The 14,448-nt window shown below is 64.9% G+C and carries 17 protein-coding genes; 8 read left to right on the forward strand and 9 right to left on the reverse strand.

The features are described from left to right. Window positions 1-344 precede the first annotated feature (344 nt). Window positions 345-917: a hypothetical protein gene (locus AArc1_RS18115; protein WP_117365660.1), complete on the reverse strand. Its 573-nt coding sequence runs from the start codon at window positions 915-917 to the stop codon at window positions 345-347. Window positions 918-1,026: 109 nt separating this feature from the next. Next, a complete protein-coding gene (locus AArc1_RS18120; protein WP_117365661.1) occupies window positions 1,027-2,136 on the reverse strand; it encodes a glutamate--cysteine ligase family protein in 1,110 nt (369 codons plus the stop codon). Window positions 2,137-2,468: 332 nt separating this feature from the next. On the opposite strand from AArc1_RS18120, the gene AArc1_RS18125 reads away from it, so the two are divergent. The 5 genes from AArc1_RS18125 (at window position 2,469) to AArc1_RS18145 (ending at window position 5,852) form a co-directional block, all read left to right on the forward strand. After that, window positions 2,469-3,083, forward strand: a complete 615-nt coding sequence (locus AArc1_RS18125) for an NAD(P)/FAD-dependent oxidoreductase (protein WP_117365662.1) — start codon at window positions 2,469-2,471, stop codon at window positions 3,081-3,083. A 39-nt stretch (window positions 3,084-3,122) separates the two neighbouring features. Continuing rightward, window positions 3,123-3,737, forward strand: coding sequence for a VOC family protein (locus AArc1_RS18130; RefSeq protein WP_117365663.1), 615 nt, complete (start codon window positions 3,123-3,125; stop codon window positions 3,735-3,737). A gap of 19 nt (window positions 3,738-3,756) precedes the next feature. Beyond that, window positions 3,757-4,431: an alpha/beta hydrolase gene (locus tag AArc1_RS18135; RefSeq protein WP_117365664.1), complete on the forward strand. Its 675-nt coding sequence runs from the start codon at window positions 3,757-3,759 to the stop codon at window positions 4,429-4,431. 74 nt (window positions 4,432-4,505) lie between these two features. After that, complete coding sequence (locus tag AArc1_RS18140) at window positions 4,506-5,015, forward strand: hypothetical protein (protein WP_117365665.1); 510 nt, start codon at window positions 4,506-4,508, stop codon at window positions 5,013-5,015. A gap of 63 nt (window positions 5,016-5,078) precedes the next feature. After that, window positions 5,079-5,852 carry an SDR family oxidoreductase gene (locus tag AArc1_RS18145; RefSeq protein WP_117365666.1) on the forward strand — a complete coding sequence of 258 codons (774 nt, stop codon included), beginning with the start codon at window positions 5,079-5,081 and terminating at the stop codon, window positions 5,850-5,852. Window positions 5,853-5,918: 66 nt separating this feature from the next. Here AArc1_RS18145 and AArc1_RS18150 read toward each other — a convergent pair whose 3' ends face one another. From AArc1_RS18150 to AArc1_RS18165, 4 genes are all read right to left on the reverse strand, one after another. Beyond that, window positions 5,919-6,332 carry a universal stress protein gene (locus tag AArc1_RS18150; protein ID WP_117365667.1) on the reverse strand — a complete coding sequence of 138 codons (414 nt, stop codon included), beginning with the start codon at window positions 6,330-6,332 and terminating at the stop codon, window positions 5,919-5,921. Window positions 6,333-6,611: 279 nt separating this feature from the next. After that, the gene (locus tag AArc1_RS18155; RefSeq protein ID WP_117365668.1) at window positions 6,612-7,703 is read right to left on the reverse strand and encodes an aminopeptidase; all 1,092 of its coding nucleotides are present in this window, start codon (window positions 7,701-7,703) and stop codon (window positions 6,612-6,614) included. Window positions 7,704-7,776: 73 nt separating this feature from the next. Further along, the gene (locus AArc1_RS18160) at window positions 7,777-7,977 is read right to left on the reverse strand and encodes a hypothetical protein (RefSeq protein ID WP_228442363.1); all 201 of its coding nucleotides are present in this window, start codon (window positions 7,975-7,977) and stop codon (window positions 7,777-7,779) included. A 103-nt stretch (window positions 7,978-8,080) separates the two neighbouring features. Further along, window positions 8,081-9,037, reverse strand: a complete 957-nt coding sequence (locus AArc1_RS18165) for a hypothetical protein (protein WP_117365669.1) — start codon at window positions 9,035-9,037, stop codon at window positions 8,081-8,083. A gap of 164 nt (window positions 9,038-9,201) precedes the next feature. Between AArc1_RS18165 and AArc1_RS18170 the strand changes: the two genes are divergently transcribed. Then, window positions 9,202-9,414 carry a hypothetical protein gene (locus AArc1_RS18170; protein ID WP_117365670.1) on the forward strand — a complete coding sequence of 71 codons (213 nt, stop codon included), beginning with the start codon at window positions 9,202-9,204 and terminating at the stop codon, window positions 9,412-9,414. Between the two features lie 134 nt (window positions 9,415-9,548). Beyond that, window positions 9,549-10,568 (forward strand): threonine aldolase family protein, encoded by a 1,020-nt coding sequence (locus tag AArc1_RS18175; protein ID WP_117365974.1) that lies wholly within the window; start codon window positions 9,549-9,551, stop codon window positions 10,566-10,568. Window positions 10,569-10,586: 18 nt separating this feature from the next. Here the strand turns inward: AArc1_RS18175 and AArc1_RS19585 are convergent, their stop codons facing one another. The 3 genes from AArc1_RS19585 to AArc1_RS18185 form a co-directional block, all read right to left on the reverse strand. Continuing rightward, a complete protein-coding gene (locus AArc1_RS19585) occupies window positions 10,587-10,721 on the reverse strand; it encodes a DUF7859 family protein (RefSeq protein WP_267130081.1) in 135 nt (44 codons plus the stop codon). Between the two features lie 414 nt (window positions 10,722-11,135). After that, window positions 11,136-11,648, reverse strand: a complete 513-nt coding sequence (locus tag AArc1_RS18180) for a metallophosphoesterase (RefSeq protein WP_117365975.1) — start codon at window positions 11,646-11,648, stop codon at window positions 11,136-11,138. A gap of 62 nt (window positions 11,649-11,710) precedes the next feature. Then, entirely contained in the window at window positions 11,711-12,127 is a 417-nt protein-coding gene (locus AArc1_RS18185) for a hypothetical protein (RefSeq protein WP_117365671.1), read from the reverse strand. A 141-nt stretch (window positions 12,128-12,268) separates the two neighbouring features. On the opposite strand from AArc1_RS18185, the gene AArc1_RS18190 reads away from it, so the two are divergent. Then, window positions 12,269-14,440: an ATP-dependent DNA helicase gene (locus AArc1_RS18190; protein WP_117365672.1), complete on the forward strand. Its 2,172-nt coding sequence runs from the start codon at window positions 12,269-12,271 to the stop codon at window positions 14,438-14,440. The last annotated feature ends 8 nt before the right edge of the window (window positions 14,441-14,448 follow it).

Below are 14,448 nucleotides of genomic sequence, written 5' to 3' on the forward strand. Positions count from 1 at the left end.
CGACGGGCGACACGGCCTCGAGCGCAATCGGTGTGCCGTCTTACCAGTCGTACTCGCGAAATGCCGGCTGCTCGCACGGACAGTCGGCGTTCGTCCCGAACGGATGCGGGGGGCCGTCAGAGCGCGTCCGAGCGCCATATAGCCGTCCGCAGTTCGTACAGACGGTGATGGTCCACTCGAAATCGTACTCACTTGCCATAGAACTACTCACAATCCAGATCCGTATTGACATGCTACCTACCTGAGTAGGGTCTACAGGCGAGACCGCCAGCCGGCATGAATACGATCGTGTGAGGAGGTCGGTGGAGGAGGGAGTCGATCGTTCGAACACCCAGGCCAGAGGTCTACACCGATCGCATCGCCTGCTCGCCAGAACCAGATTGGGTACAGCGGATCGACTCCGAAGTGACCTCGAGCGTCGCGACCGGCGCGTCGGCATCTGTCTCGGTCGGGACTGGGGGCACGAATTCGGCGCGGGCGACCCCGCCGGTGGTGGGCACCGTGAGTTCGTACGGCTCGCTACGCTCGAACGGCGAGGCCACCACGGTCCGCTCACCGGGGGCGAGGTCGAGGTCGTAGACGACACGGTCCGTGCCGCCGTTTTGCGGTGCAACTCGAAGCTGTGTACGAAGTTGTTCGTCGCCGGCGTTGACGACCGCCAGTTCGCGCTCGGACTCGCGGAACGCGTGGCCGGGAACCGAGAGCGCGAGGACGGCGACGCCGAGGATGCCCACCGCTGTGGCTGTCAGGAAGCCGTAGCCGCCGGACGCATAAACCGAAAGCGCCACGGCGATGAGCACCAGCCCCAGCATGAGCCCAGCCCCTCGAAGCTCGTCCGAAAGTCGGTTCCGGCCGGTCGTCGTCCATCGCGCGTCTCGAGTCGACGAGAGGCCGGCGTCGGACGGGTCGCGGCTCATCGTTCACTGTCGAAGTTCAGTCTATCAGGTGATAAGTGTTGGTCGAGCCCGTCCCGAGTCCCGGCGGAGCCGAACGGGACGGTCAACTGTGGCTGCAGGAGACACCGGCTCAGGCCCGTGCCCGATGTCGCTCGACCTCGAGTTCGAGTCTCGAGGCGGCTTGGAGTCGGTGGTTTCGGGCCTGTCGTTTCGTGAGCCGTGTGTCGGGATGGCGACGCGCAAGCGGCTGATAGGCCGACGGCGTGAGTCCGATGCGACGGAGGTAACGCCGAACGTCGGGATCCGCGAGCCCGTCACGGATCGCGGCGTCGGTGACCGCCTCGACGATATCGAACGAAGGAAGCCTGACGGTATCGCCTTGCTCTCGGCCAACGCGTCGCCTGCCGCCGTCAGCCGCGAGCGAAGACGTCTCGACGACGGTGCCCCGGGTGTCCGCTCGCTCGACGACCGAATAGACTTCCTCGGCGAGCTGGAGCACCTGGCTCGGCATCGCCGTATCGGGTGAGCGCCACTCGACGGTCGGCATGGCCTCGCGGAGCCGGACCGGCGTCCAGACGGCGTCGTAGGGGGCAAACTCGTCGTCGAAGACGTCAGAATCGACACCGCGCTCGAGCGCGCGTTCCCGGAACCCCTCGTAGGCTGACTCGAGGCGGGCCTCCCACTCGTCGACGCTGTCGACGTAAGACCAGAGCTGGCCCTGTTCGGGACAAGCGCCGTAACACGAACGCCGATAGAGGTACGGTCGAGCACACGCGTGGATGGGCTCACCGCGGTAGTGTGAAGAGCTGGTGACGAGTGCGAAGGCGGGATCGATCGCCGTTAGCGCATTGAGCTGGTCGGGAACGTTCGACTGTTCGAAGTGAAGATGGGTTCCGGCACAGAACCTGGCATCGTCGAACGGCGGCCCCACGATTCGACGCTGGAGGTCGGTACCGCATTTCTCCCGGAAAGGGAGATCGGCGGCGGAAGCATGCAGCGGCGTCGCCAGAGGGACAAGTTGCTTGTCCGCCTCGCGGGCCGCGTCAACGACGTCTGCGAGCAGCGCTCGAAACTCCGTACGGAGTTCGGCTGTCGTCGCACACGGGGTCGTTTTCAACTCGAGCATCGGCTCGACGAACTCCGGATCGACCTGATCGGAGACGTCGAGCAGTGTGTCGGGGGCAACCAGGTCGCCGTCGTCGTCGACGACCCAGTACTCTACCTCGAGGCTGGTTTTCATGGATGGCTCCGTTGGACTGGGGTCAGCGATGGCCCTCGAAAGACTGTCACCGGACCACGAGTGTCGGACACTGTCGGAACCGGCGTCGCGTCGGCGTCGACCGTGCCCGAATTCCGCTTCTGTCCTATGAACGCGGGGTACAGGCTATCCAAGTGAAGCCGTTGAGCCTGCAGATGCCAGCCACAAGATTGACCATGGCTGTCACTCGTGTTTGGCGGTGACACCGCCGAGAGGCGAACGACTCCCTCGCACAGCCGATAACTCTAGTGTTACGTGGTTGCATCAGGGTAGCTGGCGCATTCATACCGTTGCAGTAACAAAGTGAAACCACAATGAGTACGACTGAAGACGAGACCGAGATGGATGCAACTGTGATCGTCGTCGGCGGCGGTCCTGCCGGACTGAGCGCAGCCCTCTTCGCACAGAAAAACGGCCTCGAGACGACGGTCTTCGATACGGACGAGACCTGGATGCACAAAGCACACCTGTTCAACTACCTCGGAATTGGCTCTGTTGGCGGCAGCGAGTTCATGGCGACCGCCCGTCAGCAGGTCGACGACTTCGGCACGGACCGCCGACAGGGCGAGGAAGTAACGAGTGTCGAGGGCGACGGCGACGGATTCGTCGTCGAGACCGACGACGGCACGTACGAGGCCGACTACGTGATCCTCGCGACCGGCGCCAACCGCGACCTCGCGGCCGACCTCGAGTGTGCGTTCACCGACGAGGGCCTCGTCGACGTCGATGTCGACATGGAAACCAGCGTCGACGGCGTCTACGCGACGGGTGCGATGGTTCGCCCTGAAGAGTGGCAAGCCGCCATCGCCGTCGGTGACGGGGCCGCTGCTGCGTTGAACATCCTCTCGAGCGAGAAAGGCGAGTACTACCACGACTTCGACGTTCCCGCCGACGCGGCACGCGTCTTTGGCGAGCACGTCGCCGAATAAGCTGCGACGACCGAACACCACAGCCGACGACCCACCACAATGTCAGACGATACCCTTCCAGTCACCCCCGACCTGCCCGACAGCCCCGTCCACACGACCGGAACCGACCACATCACTATCTGGGGGAGCAATGCCGAGGAGACGATCGCGTTCTACCGCGACCTCCTCGGGATGCCCCTCGTGTTGCGCCAACCGAACCTCGACGATCCCTCCCAGACACATCTCTTTTTCGACACTGGCGACGGGCGCATCCTCACCTTTTTCGTCGGCGATCGACCCTCCGCGAAGGGCCAGCGTGGCGGCGTCGGCGCCGTCCACCACCTCTGTTTCAGCGTCGCTCCGGAGGAGTACGAAAGGACCATGCGAGCGCTCGAGGACGCTGGCCACCACTACAACGTCTTCGACCGTGGGATCTTCCACTCGATCTACACCCGGGACAACAACGGGCTGGTGATCGAACTCTCGACGGACAAATACGAGATCCCCAACGACCGCCGCGGTGAGGTCCTGGCGAAAGCCCAGGAACTCCGGGAAGCCGACGGCGCTGAGTACGCCAAAGACGAGCACCTCCGAGGTGCCATCGAGGAACTCGGCCTCGAGGTCGTCGAACACGACCTCCCCGACGCCAGTGCAGGGGTCGGTGGTCTCAAGTGATGCCCACGGAGCCAGTTCGATGAGCGGAGTCGACATCGACGCCGTCGACGGCCCTCACCAGAGTCAGCCGCTCGAGGCCGCCGGAACGCCGCTCGAGACGGCCGAGGCTGCAGTCGTACTCGTCCACGGCCGTGGAGCAACCGCCCGGGGCATCCTCGGACTGGGAAACGAGATCCACCGCGAGGGTGTCGCCCTGCTCGCACCGCAGGCGAACCGACACACCTGGTATCCGAACTCGTTTCTCGCCCCCGTCGAGACGAACGAGCCCGGTCGAACCTCAGGCCTGCGTGCCATTGCAGACGCCATCGAAACGGCGACCGAGGCCGGTATCCCGACCGACCGCGTCCTGCTGGTCGGCTTCTCGCAAGGCGGTTGTCTCGCCAGCGAGTTCGTCTCGCGAATCCCCCGGCGATACGGCGGATTGGCGGCCCTGAGCGGCGGGCTCATCGGCGAATCGATCGACAAAGCCGACTATCTCGACGTCGACGGCCGGCTCGAGGACACCCCCGTCTTCCTCGGCTGTAGCGACGTCGACCCCCACATTCCCGAAGAACGCGTTCACGAGACCGCCACCATCCTCGAGTCCCTCGATGCCGACGTCACCACGCGCATCTACGAGGGGATGGGCCACGGCATCAATCGGGACGAACTCGAGGCCGTCTCGGAGCTGGTCACGGCCCTCATTGCTAAGTGAGATCGGTCAGTAGCCGAGAGCGTTCGGTCCAGTTGACCCACTGCTTTTGGGGCTGTCAGCCGTAACAAGCGGCGATGCACTCGAGCAGGATCGACAGGCGAACGCTCCTGGCTGGCGGTGCCACGCTCGCGACCATCGCTCTCGTTGGCTGTCTCGAGGACGACGACGAGGACGAACCCGAGCCCGTCGTCGACGCCGCAGAGTCGCTCGAGGAAGAGACCGATCCGGATGCCTGGCACGAGGTCGAGTCGATCCGTTTCGACGGCTGGGTCGGCGGTTGGGTCGGCGTCGAACCCGACGTCATCGACCGCGTCGAGAACCCGACGCTCGTCCTTGTCGAAGGTCGGGAGTACGAACTGACCTGGGAGAACATGGACGGCGTTCACCACAATTTCGCCTTCTGGGACGCCGACCGCGAGGGCGTCCGTGACTACGCGACCGACGGCAACGAAGAGAAGGGGGAAACCGAGACGCTCAGGTTCGAGGCAACACCCGAGATGGCGACCTACCGCTGTGAGTACCAGCAGGAGGGGCAGGTCGGCGACGTCGAGATTCTCGAGAATATCACTGATTCTGACGACTGAGCAACTGTGACGGGTGAACTCCCCGACGTACTTTTGCTTACAGACATCGTAGTAGTGTGTGCAATGGAACCATTACTCACAGACCACGTCGCAGTCATCACCGGTGCAGCGAGCGGCAACGGCCGGGCGATCGCCCGACGGTTCGCAGCCGAAGGAGCGGACGTCGTCGTCGCCGACCTCCAGAAAGAACCACGGGAGGGCGGCGAGCCAACCCACGAGGTACTCGAAGCGGAGACGGACGCCCGCGCGACGTTCGTCGAGTGTGACGTGACGTCGGTTTCGGACCTCGAGAACGCCGTCGAGGCGGCCGAGGAGTTCGGCGGCGTAACCGTGATGGTCAACAACGCCGGGATCTTCCACGGCGAGGAGTTCCTCGAGGTCGACGAGGAGGCGTTCGATCGGATGATGGACATCAACGTCAAAGGCGTCTACTTCGGTGCGCAAGCGGCCGCGAAACGGATGGTCGAGGGCGACGGCGGATCGATCATCAACCTTGCGTCAGTCGCCGGCCTCGAGGGCTCCGGCGAGTTCGTCACCTACTGCGGAACGAAAGGCGCCGTGCGACTCCTGACGTACTCGATGGCCGGCCGGCTTGGCCCCGACGGCATCCGCGTCAACGCGATCCACCCGGGACTGATCGAGACGACGATGACCACCGACGATTACGCCATCATCGGCACTGATGCCGAAGCAGGATTCCTCGAGTCGATCCCCGCCCGCCGGGCTGGCCAACCCGACGACGTCGCCGATGCGGCGGTCTATCTCGCGAGCGATCTTGCGGACTACGTCAACGGCGAATCGCTCGTCGTCGACGGCGGGATGTCGAACACCCAGTAACGAGAGCGATCCGAGCGAGGGTCGGCACCCAGAAATGCGTGCCGGCTTGGAGAACCAGCGCCCAATTCAGCGGACGACCGTCACCGGAACGGGCGCGCGACGGACGACGTTTTCGGCGACACTGCCGAGCAAGACGCGAGAAACGCCAGCACGGCCGTGGTTGCCGATGATGATATGCTCGACGTCGTTCTCCTCGGCGAACGCTGCGATCTCGCGGGCTGGATTCCCGACGGCGATCTCCGTTCGGTAGTCGACCTCCTCGGTCGCGAGGTCGTCGATCTCCTCCACCAGGGTCTGGGAGGCGTTCTCCCGGCGCTCCGCGAGGTACTCTTTGGCGAGTTCGATGCCTGCGCCCGTCGATCCGTCGGCGGCCTCAACGACGCGCAACAGGACGAGTTCCTCGTCCGGATACCGTTCGAACGCGTGTTTGGCTGCCTTCTGTGCCGGCTCCGAACCATCGTAGGCGACGAGTATTGCCATACTCGAGCGTTTTCGCGCGAACGGTTTAAATGCAGCCGAGACTGCAGACGAGCGGGAACCTCAACTCGTCTACACGGATCTCTTTGCTCTTTTGCTCACGGGTCGCTACGCTCCCCGTTCGCATTCCCGCGGTTCTCACTCGCTTTGCTCGCTCTAAACCGCGTTACCCACGGGTCGCTACGCTCCCCGTTCGCATTTTCGAGGCCTTCCCTTCGGTCAGTCCTCGCTCTCTCCACGGGTCGCTACGCTACCCGTTCCGACTCGAGAGCTTCGCTTCGCTCAGCTCTCGCTCTCCTCAAACACAAACGTCCCATCTTCCTGGACTCGCTCGCCATCCACCTCGATGAACGAGTCCTCGCTCATGTCAACGATCATGTCGACGTGGACGGCCGAATCGTTCTGTTCGTTGCCCTCACCGACGGTATCGTCGTAGGCCCGGCCGACGGCCATGTGGACGGTGTCGCCCATCTTCTCGTCGAAGAGCATGTTGTAGGTGAACCGATCGATGTCGCGGTTCATCCCGATGCCGAGTTCGCCCAATCGGCGCGCGCCGTCGTCGGTGTTCAACACCTCGGTGAGGAGGGCCTCGTTCTTCGCCGCCGAATGGGAGACGACCTCGCCGCCTTCGAACTCGAGATAGACGTCCGTGATCTCTCTGCCCTGGTGGTACAGCGGCATGTCGAACAGCACCTCACCCTCGACGCTGTCGGGAACGGGCGCGGTGAAGACCTCGCCGCCGGGGAGGTTGTGCTCGCCGTAATCGTTGCGCGTTGGGTTGCCGTCGACGGACATCGTGACGTCGGTGGTATCACCGCTCACGATCCGTACCTCGTCGGCGGGATCGAGGATCTCGACCATGTGCTGCTGGTGGGCGCGCTGGTCGTCCCAGTCTTTGTTGACCGCGTCCCAGACGAAGTTCTCGTAGCCCTCCGTGCTCATCTCCGCGAGCTGGGCGTTCGCCGGTGCGGGAAACTGCGTGAGACACCACCGCGTCGAGAGCCGCTCCTCGAGAATCGGTCGGTGGGCCTGCTGGTAGGCCGCGCTGATCTCGGGGTCGACGTCTGCGGTCTGGGTGACGTTGTCGCTCGCCCGGATCGCAATGTAGACGTCCGTCTCCTCGATGAGCGCGAGTTCGTGGGCGGGCGTCTCGAACTCGTCATCAGACGCCCGAAGGTAGGCCCGCTGGGCGCGCTTGCCCGTCCGCTGGCTCGTCGTCACGGGATTCGCGCCCGCGTCTCCGATCACTTCGTGGAGGGCGACCACGAGGTCCTCGGCGACCGGGTGGGCGTCGACGACGACGTTGTCGCCAGCCTGCAGGTCGACCGAGTGGTTCGCGATGATCTCGGCGTGTTCGCGAATGCGTGGATCCATATGTCACTGGACTGCAAGCGATCGGATACCGTTTTCGGATCGAAATCCCCCGCCAGCTCGGCCAGCCAGTCGGTCAGTCGCGGTTTGCAAGAAAGATTCCCAGATAGATCGAGGCCAGCGCACACGCGACGCCAAGGCCGAACGCGAGCGTGTACGGCGACTCGAGGACGGGCTCCCCACCGTGGTCGACGACCCAGCCAGTGAAGCCGACGATCACGAGCGCGAGCGCCGCCAGCCGAAGCGTCGAGACGACGGCTCGCGCGCGGCCGGTCACGGGATCACCTCGAGCCGTCGATCCAGCGGCTGGCAGCGCACGAGTCCGGCGAGCGCTCGAGCAAGCGCGTAACACGACGGAGTGCCTCGAGGCCAGCGCTGACTCACTGTCGAACCACCCTGCCAGCGTCACCTGTCCGGGCGAGTTCCTGGACGAACGAGACTGTCGCTGCGGTTACGAGGAGTGCAAACGCTGGGCCGACCACGAGGGCGAGTAACACTCCGACACCGGCACCAACGGTGACGAGAAGTGAGAGCACGATCGAAGCGATGGCGCACACGAGCGCGTGGCCGATCGCGAACCAGAAGTACGCGCGCTCTTGGAGACCAAACTGAGCGGAGCGACGAAACGCATCGACCAGCGACACGTCAGCGACGACGATCAGGAATGGCACGGCGTAGAACAGGTAGCCGAGCACGAGCACGACCGGGATCGCGAGCAGTATCAGACCCGGGAGAGCGAGTGCGAACGGAAACATTGCCAGGAACGCACCGAAGACGAGGAGGTGGTACAGGACGAGCCGAGGGCCGTACTGGCTGAGACAGCGACCGATCGCCGCGGGCTCATCGCGGAGACGCCGGTCGATCCCGCCGAGATAGCCCGCCGTAACGAGTCCCGCCATGACCGCGTAGACGAGAATCGCGATCCCGATTACCGTGAGCAGAGACGACTCGAGCGCCGGAAAGAACGTCTCGAGAGGCATATCGATCGACACGTCGGTGCCGGTCGTAGTCGCACCGGGCTGTCCGCCGTTCGACGCCCCAGGACCGACGTGCTGTGTGTCGGCACCCGACGGCTCGGGCGGATCGACCAGATCCCAGAGAGTCAACAGCGGCGACGGGAGAGAGAACTCGAGGTTGATCGACGCCGTCGTCGGATCGAGCGCGCGCTCGATCTGCTCGACCTCGAGCACTGAGAGTGCGAACGGCACCGTAACGAACGGGAGGATGTCGTCGACGCGATCGGTTACATGGCCGAGGTGGCGCGGGAACGCGGCCGATCGCGAGGGACGCTCGCCCGAGCCGTTGGCAGTCGGGCTCGAGTTGGGTTCGGGGACCATATCGACCAGCACACACGATAGGCGATTGAAACCTTCGGTCGGGAGGATCAAACTGCGCGTGGCGTCGGTCAGTTCGATTCGCTGGCAGTAAGAGCATCGACGGTCTCCGATCTGCGGCGGAGCCTATCGGGAGTTTATATTTTCCGATGTGCATCCTCCAGCGGATGAAATCCGTCCGCGTGTCGCTCGGCCACGACCCGGAGGCGCTCGCGCCGATTCACGAGGGAATCTGTGCGTCGCCGGACGTCGGCCGCGAGGTCAGCCTCGGCGGGCAGGCCGTCGACGGCGTCGAAACGATTCCGCGTTCGTCTACGGCGAACTCGAGACGTACGAGTCGATTCTGGCCGATCTCGAGGCCGTCCGTGAGTACGACGTGACGCCGGCTGACGACAGGTTCTTGTGCTATCTCCGCCGACGAACTCGAGGTGCGGTCTCGACGACCTCGAAGCTCCTCCGTCGGGGAGAGGCGAACGTCGTCGGGTATTTCTTCCGTGGCCACACACCTCGAGGCATGATCGACCTTCGATCGGATACCGTCACGAAACCCGACGAGGAGATGCGCAAGACAGCCCATAGCGCCGACGTCGGCGACGACGTCTACGGCGAGGACCCGACCGTCGCCGAACTCGAGGCGCGTGTGGCGGACCGCCTCGGCTTCGAGGCCGCGTTGTTTTTCCCGACGGGGACGATGGCCAATCAGGTGGCTGTCCGCGTCCACACTGACCGCGGCCAGGAGGTACTCGCCGACCGGAAGAGCCACGTCGTCAAGTACGAACTCGGCGGGTTGGCCCAGCACTCCGGCTTACAGGTACGGATGATCGACGCCGACCGTGGTGTCCCCACTCCCGACCAGGTCGCCACAGGCTACGTCGAGGAGGACCTCCACCGACCGGGAACCGGGCTACTCTGTCTCGAGAACACGCACAACGCTCGCGGGGGCCTTGCCATCACCCCCGAGAGGCTCGCCGCAGCGGCCGAGGCGGCTCACGACCGCGACGTGCCGGTTCACTTAGACGGCGCGCGGGTGTTCAACGCCGCGACGGCCCTCGACGTGCCCGTTACGGACATCACCGACCCCGTCGACTCGGTGATGTGCTGTCTCTCGAAGGGGCTCGGCGCACCGATCGGCTCGATGGTGGCCGGGAGCGAGGCGTTCATCGAGGCAGCCCGGCGCACCCGGAAACTGTTCGGCGGCGGGATGCGCCAGGTCGGGATCGTCGCAGGACCCGGACTGCGCGCCCTCGAGAACGTCGACGACCTTGCGACGGACCACGACAACGCCCGCCGACTGGCCGACGGCCTCGAGGGGGTCGACGGACTCGACGTCCAGCCCCCGGAGACCAACATCGTCCTCGTCGACGTCTCGGGGACCGGACTCGAGGTCGAAGACGCCCTCGAGCGGTTGGACGAACACGACGTGCTGGCGACGCCGTTCGGTCCGACGACGGTTCGCTTTTGCACCCACCGAGACGTCTCGAGTGGGGACGTCGACCGGGCGCTCGACCGGATCGAGTCGGCATTGGCCGCCTGAGAGAATCCTGCCCGACTGCTATCGGCCGCCGCGCATCCCGTCGCGGAACTCGAGGATCGTCCGTCGGAGCAACAGGTAGGTGAAGAAGATCAACGAGAGCAAGATCAGGACGATAGCGATGATGACGGGGTCGTCAGGAAGGAACTCGAGCATACGCAAGCGATACCCGACCAGCGTCCAAAACCGTTTCGACGTTGCAGACCTGCCACATCGGATGGACGCCGCCGACCGCCCACCGGCCACATCGGATGGACGCCGCCGACTGCCCACCGGTCGCCCACCGCTCGCTGACCGACGATTCCGGTAGGTGAAATCCGTGTTTCAGCTTCCGCTGTATATAATGCCCGACGACGTGTACCCGAAACTGCGTCTCGAACGCCGGCCTGGCAGGGTATCGACACCCGCCAGTTCGATTCCACCCCACCGGTCGCAAAGACGCGTCCCGAGCCCGTCACGACACCGCTCCCGTCGGTCGGGTTCGCCCCCATCATCGCCCATCTCCCGCTGACGTTCGGCCCACGTCGCCCTCCACCGACAGTCCGAACCCGACTCGAGCCGAGCTGTCCGCTACGCCGTCGACACCGAAATAGACTCGACGAGCGTGCCGTCCGGGTCGCGAATCTCGCCCTCGAGTCCCGTCTCCGTCTCCTCGAGAACGGCGAATCCAGGACGGTTGCCGCGGGGTTGGGCGTGACTGCCGGGGTTGAGCAGGAGACAGTCCGCCGCGTCGATCACGGTCGGCCGGTGGCTGTGGCCGAAGACGACGACGTCGGCGTCGTGAGAACGGCCGAACAGGGCGAGGCCGGTTTCGCCGCTGTCGCTGCGGTGGGTGACCGCGAATCGGACGCCGCCCGCCTCGACGACGCGCGTTGCGGGGAGACGGTCACGGACTGCCACACTGTCGGCGTTACCGTGAACGGCATAGAGCAGGTCACACTCCGCCTGAAAGGCCTCGAGTGCGGCGACGCTAGTGAAGTCACCGGCGTGGATCACCACGTCGGCCTCGCGGGCCGCCGCCAGCGCCTCAGCCTCGAGGGCGTGGCCATGGCTGCTGTGCGTATCGGAGAAAATCGCGATCATGTCGGCAACTTCGGCAGGGGACGTGACGTGCCTTTCGACCTCGAGTGCGGGCTCGGGGCCGCTCACCCGACGGTGCCGCCCTCGCTGACGCCGCTGTCGTCGTAGCCCGCCACGAGCGTCGATCCGGGTGGCCGATCGTTCAAAACGGCTTCGACAGTCGTCGCCTCCAGATCGACCGTCGACTTGAGCGGAACCCACCCGTCGTCGTCGACGGCGACTGCCACGTCGGTCGGGCTCGCGCCGGGGGGTAGCTTCGATGGGTCGTAGGCCAGCGAGATTCGGACCGCTTCGACCGCCTTCAGGCCGTCGGTGTCGCGGATATCGACGGGGCGTGAGAGCGCGTCGACTGGCGGGTCGCGTGCGCTCTTCTCGAGCCCGAACGTCTCGGGGACGACGCCCGCGACGACGGCGACGCGAGCGCCGACGGACTCGAGGGCAAACTCGGCGACGTTACTGGAATCGTAACCGGGGATGGCCATGCTCGAGGCGAGGGACTCGACCCCTATGGCCGTACACCCCGCGATAGCCGGTCGTGTTTTACCAGAACAGGTCACTCGGTTTTCGCCGTCGGCGTTCGCTGGGACGAACGCTTTTATTCGAGGAAGAACCAATCACCTACCGTGTCCGAGACGAGCGGCTACATGCGGTTTTTCCCGTACGAACAGCCGTACGCGAACCAGCACGAGGCGATGGATCGCATCTACAACGCGTTGACCCGCGGCCAGGACGTCCTCTTCGAGGGGGCCTGTGGGACGGGAAAGACGCTCTCGTCGCTCGTCCCCGCTCTCGAGGTCGCCCGGAAACAGGGCAAGACCGTCGTCATCACCACGAGCGTCCACCAGCAGATGCGCCAGTTCGTCGCCGAAGCCCGCGCGATCACCCGCGAAGAGCCCATCCGAACGGTCGTCTTCAAAGGGAAAGGGGAGATGTGTCACATCGACGTCGGCTACGAGGAGTGTCAGACCCTCCGTGACAACACCCGCGCAGTCGTCGACACCGAACGCGACAAACGACAGCTCGAGCGTCGTCAACGCGAACTCCTCGCCGAAAGCCAGAGTGGCGACGGGAGCGCGACCGACGCCCGCTCTGCGGTGATGGACGAACTCGAGTCGATCGACGACCGCCTCGAAGACCTCGAGGAGAAGAACGTCTGTGAGTACTACCGGACCAACCTGACCGGGGACACCGACGACTTCTTCGCGTGGCTGTTCGACGATGTGCGCACACCGGAGGACGTCTACGAGTACGCCGAGCGCGAGGGTTTTTGTGGCTACGAACTGTTGAAAGAGGGTATCGAGGGCGTCGATCTGGTCGTCTGTAACTACCACCACGTACTCGACGGCGGCATTCGCGAGCAGTTCTTCCGCTGGCTCGGTCGCGACCCCGAGGACGTCATCGCCGTCTTCGACGAGGCACACAACGTCGAGGACGCCGCCCGCGAGCACGCGAGTCGAAGTTGCTCCGAACGGACGTTCGAGTCCGCACTCGACGAACTCGGCGACACCGACGACCCCCGAACCGAGGACGCCGCCAACGTCCTCTCGGCCTTTCACCGCGCACTCGTCGAGACCTACGAGGACTCCTTCGGCTTCGGCGAGCGCGAACGAATCGGCGAGAACTGGGAGGACGTCCCCATCGCCAACGACGACCGTCGGGATGACCTCACCCTCGAGTTCCTCAAGCGGTACTCGGGCCAGGGGATCGACGACGACCTCGAGGCCGCGACGAACCTCGGTCAGGAACTCGACAAGGAGTACGAAGAGGCCTATCGCGACGGCGAGACGGCCACCCGAACGGAGTGTCAGACCCTCCAGGCGGCTGCGTTCGTCCGCGCCTGGATGAGCGAGGGAACGATGGAGGGACTCTACCCGGTCGTCTCCGTCACCCGCGACGGCGGCACCGACGAGGTCTACGGCCGTGCGGAGCTGTACTCCTGTCTCCCGCGGCAGGTGACCGGTCGGCTGTTCGACGAGGTGTACGCGACCGTCCTGATGAGCGCGACGCTCCAGCCGTTCGACGTCACCGAGGACGTGCTGGGAGTCGACGAGCCAGTCACCATGGCTTACGGGCTGCAGTTTCCCGAAAGCCACCGGCGAACGTACGCCGTCGAGACGCCGCCGCTGTTCTCTTCCGACCGGGACGACCCCGCCGTCCAGGAGACCGTGACCGAAACGATTCACGACGCCGTCCGGATGACTCCGGGGAACACCCTCGCCTTTTTCCCGAACTACGGCGAGGCGACCCGGTACGCGGAGCGACTCGAGCGCCGGACCGACGCGACGGTCTACGTCGATGAGCCGGGCGTCTCGGTCGAGACACTCCGCCAGACGTTCGTCGCCGACGACGACGCCGTATTGTGTACGTCGCTGTGGGGAACCCTGGCAGAGGGCGTCAGCTTCGACGGCGACGACGCCCAGACCGTGCTGGTCGTCGGCGTTCCCTATCCACATCTCGACGACCGTGCCGAAGCCGTCCAGGAGGCCTACGACGCCGCGTTCTCCGGCACCGACACCGGCTGGCGCTACGCCGTCGAGATTCCGACGATTCGGAAGACGAGACAGGCACTCGGGCGCGTGATCCGCTCGCCCGAGGACGTCGGCGTTCGGGCGTTACTCGACGCGCGGTACTCTCGAGCGGCGAAAGCGGATCTCGGCAAGTACAGCGTCAACGGAACGTTTCCACACGAAGACCGGGAAGAACTCCTGGATCTCGCCCCTGAAAAGCTCAAGTTCGCGATGCTGAACTTCTATGCCGACCACGACGAGTACGACGGCGAGACGCCGACGCCCTAGCCAGCCGC

The sequence above is a fragment of the Natrarchaeobaculum sulfurireducens genome (assembly GCF_003430825.1).
In the GTDB taxonomy this organism is placed as follows: domain Archaea; phylum Halobacteriota; class Halobacteria; order Halobacteriales; family Natrialbaceae; genus Natrarchaeobaculum; species Natrarchaeobaculum sulfurireducens.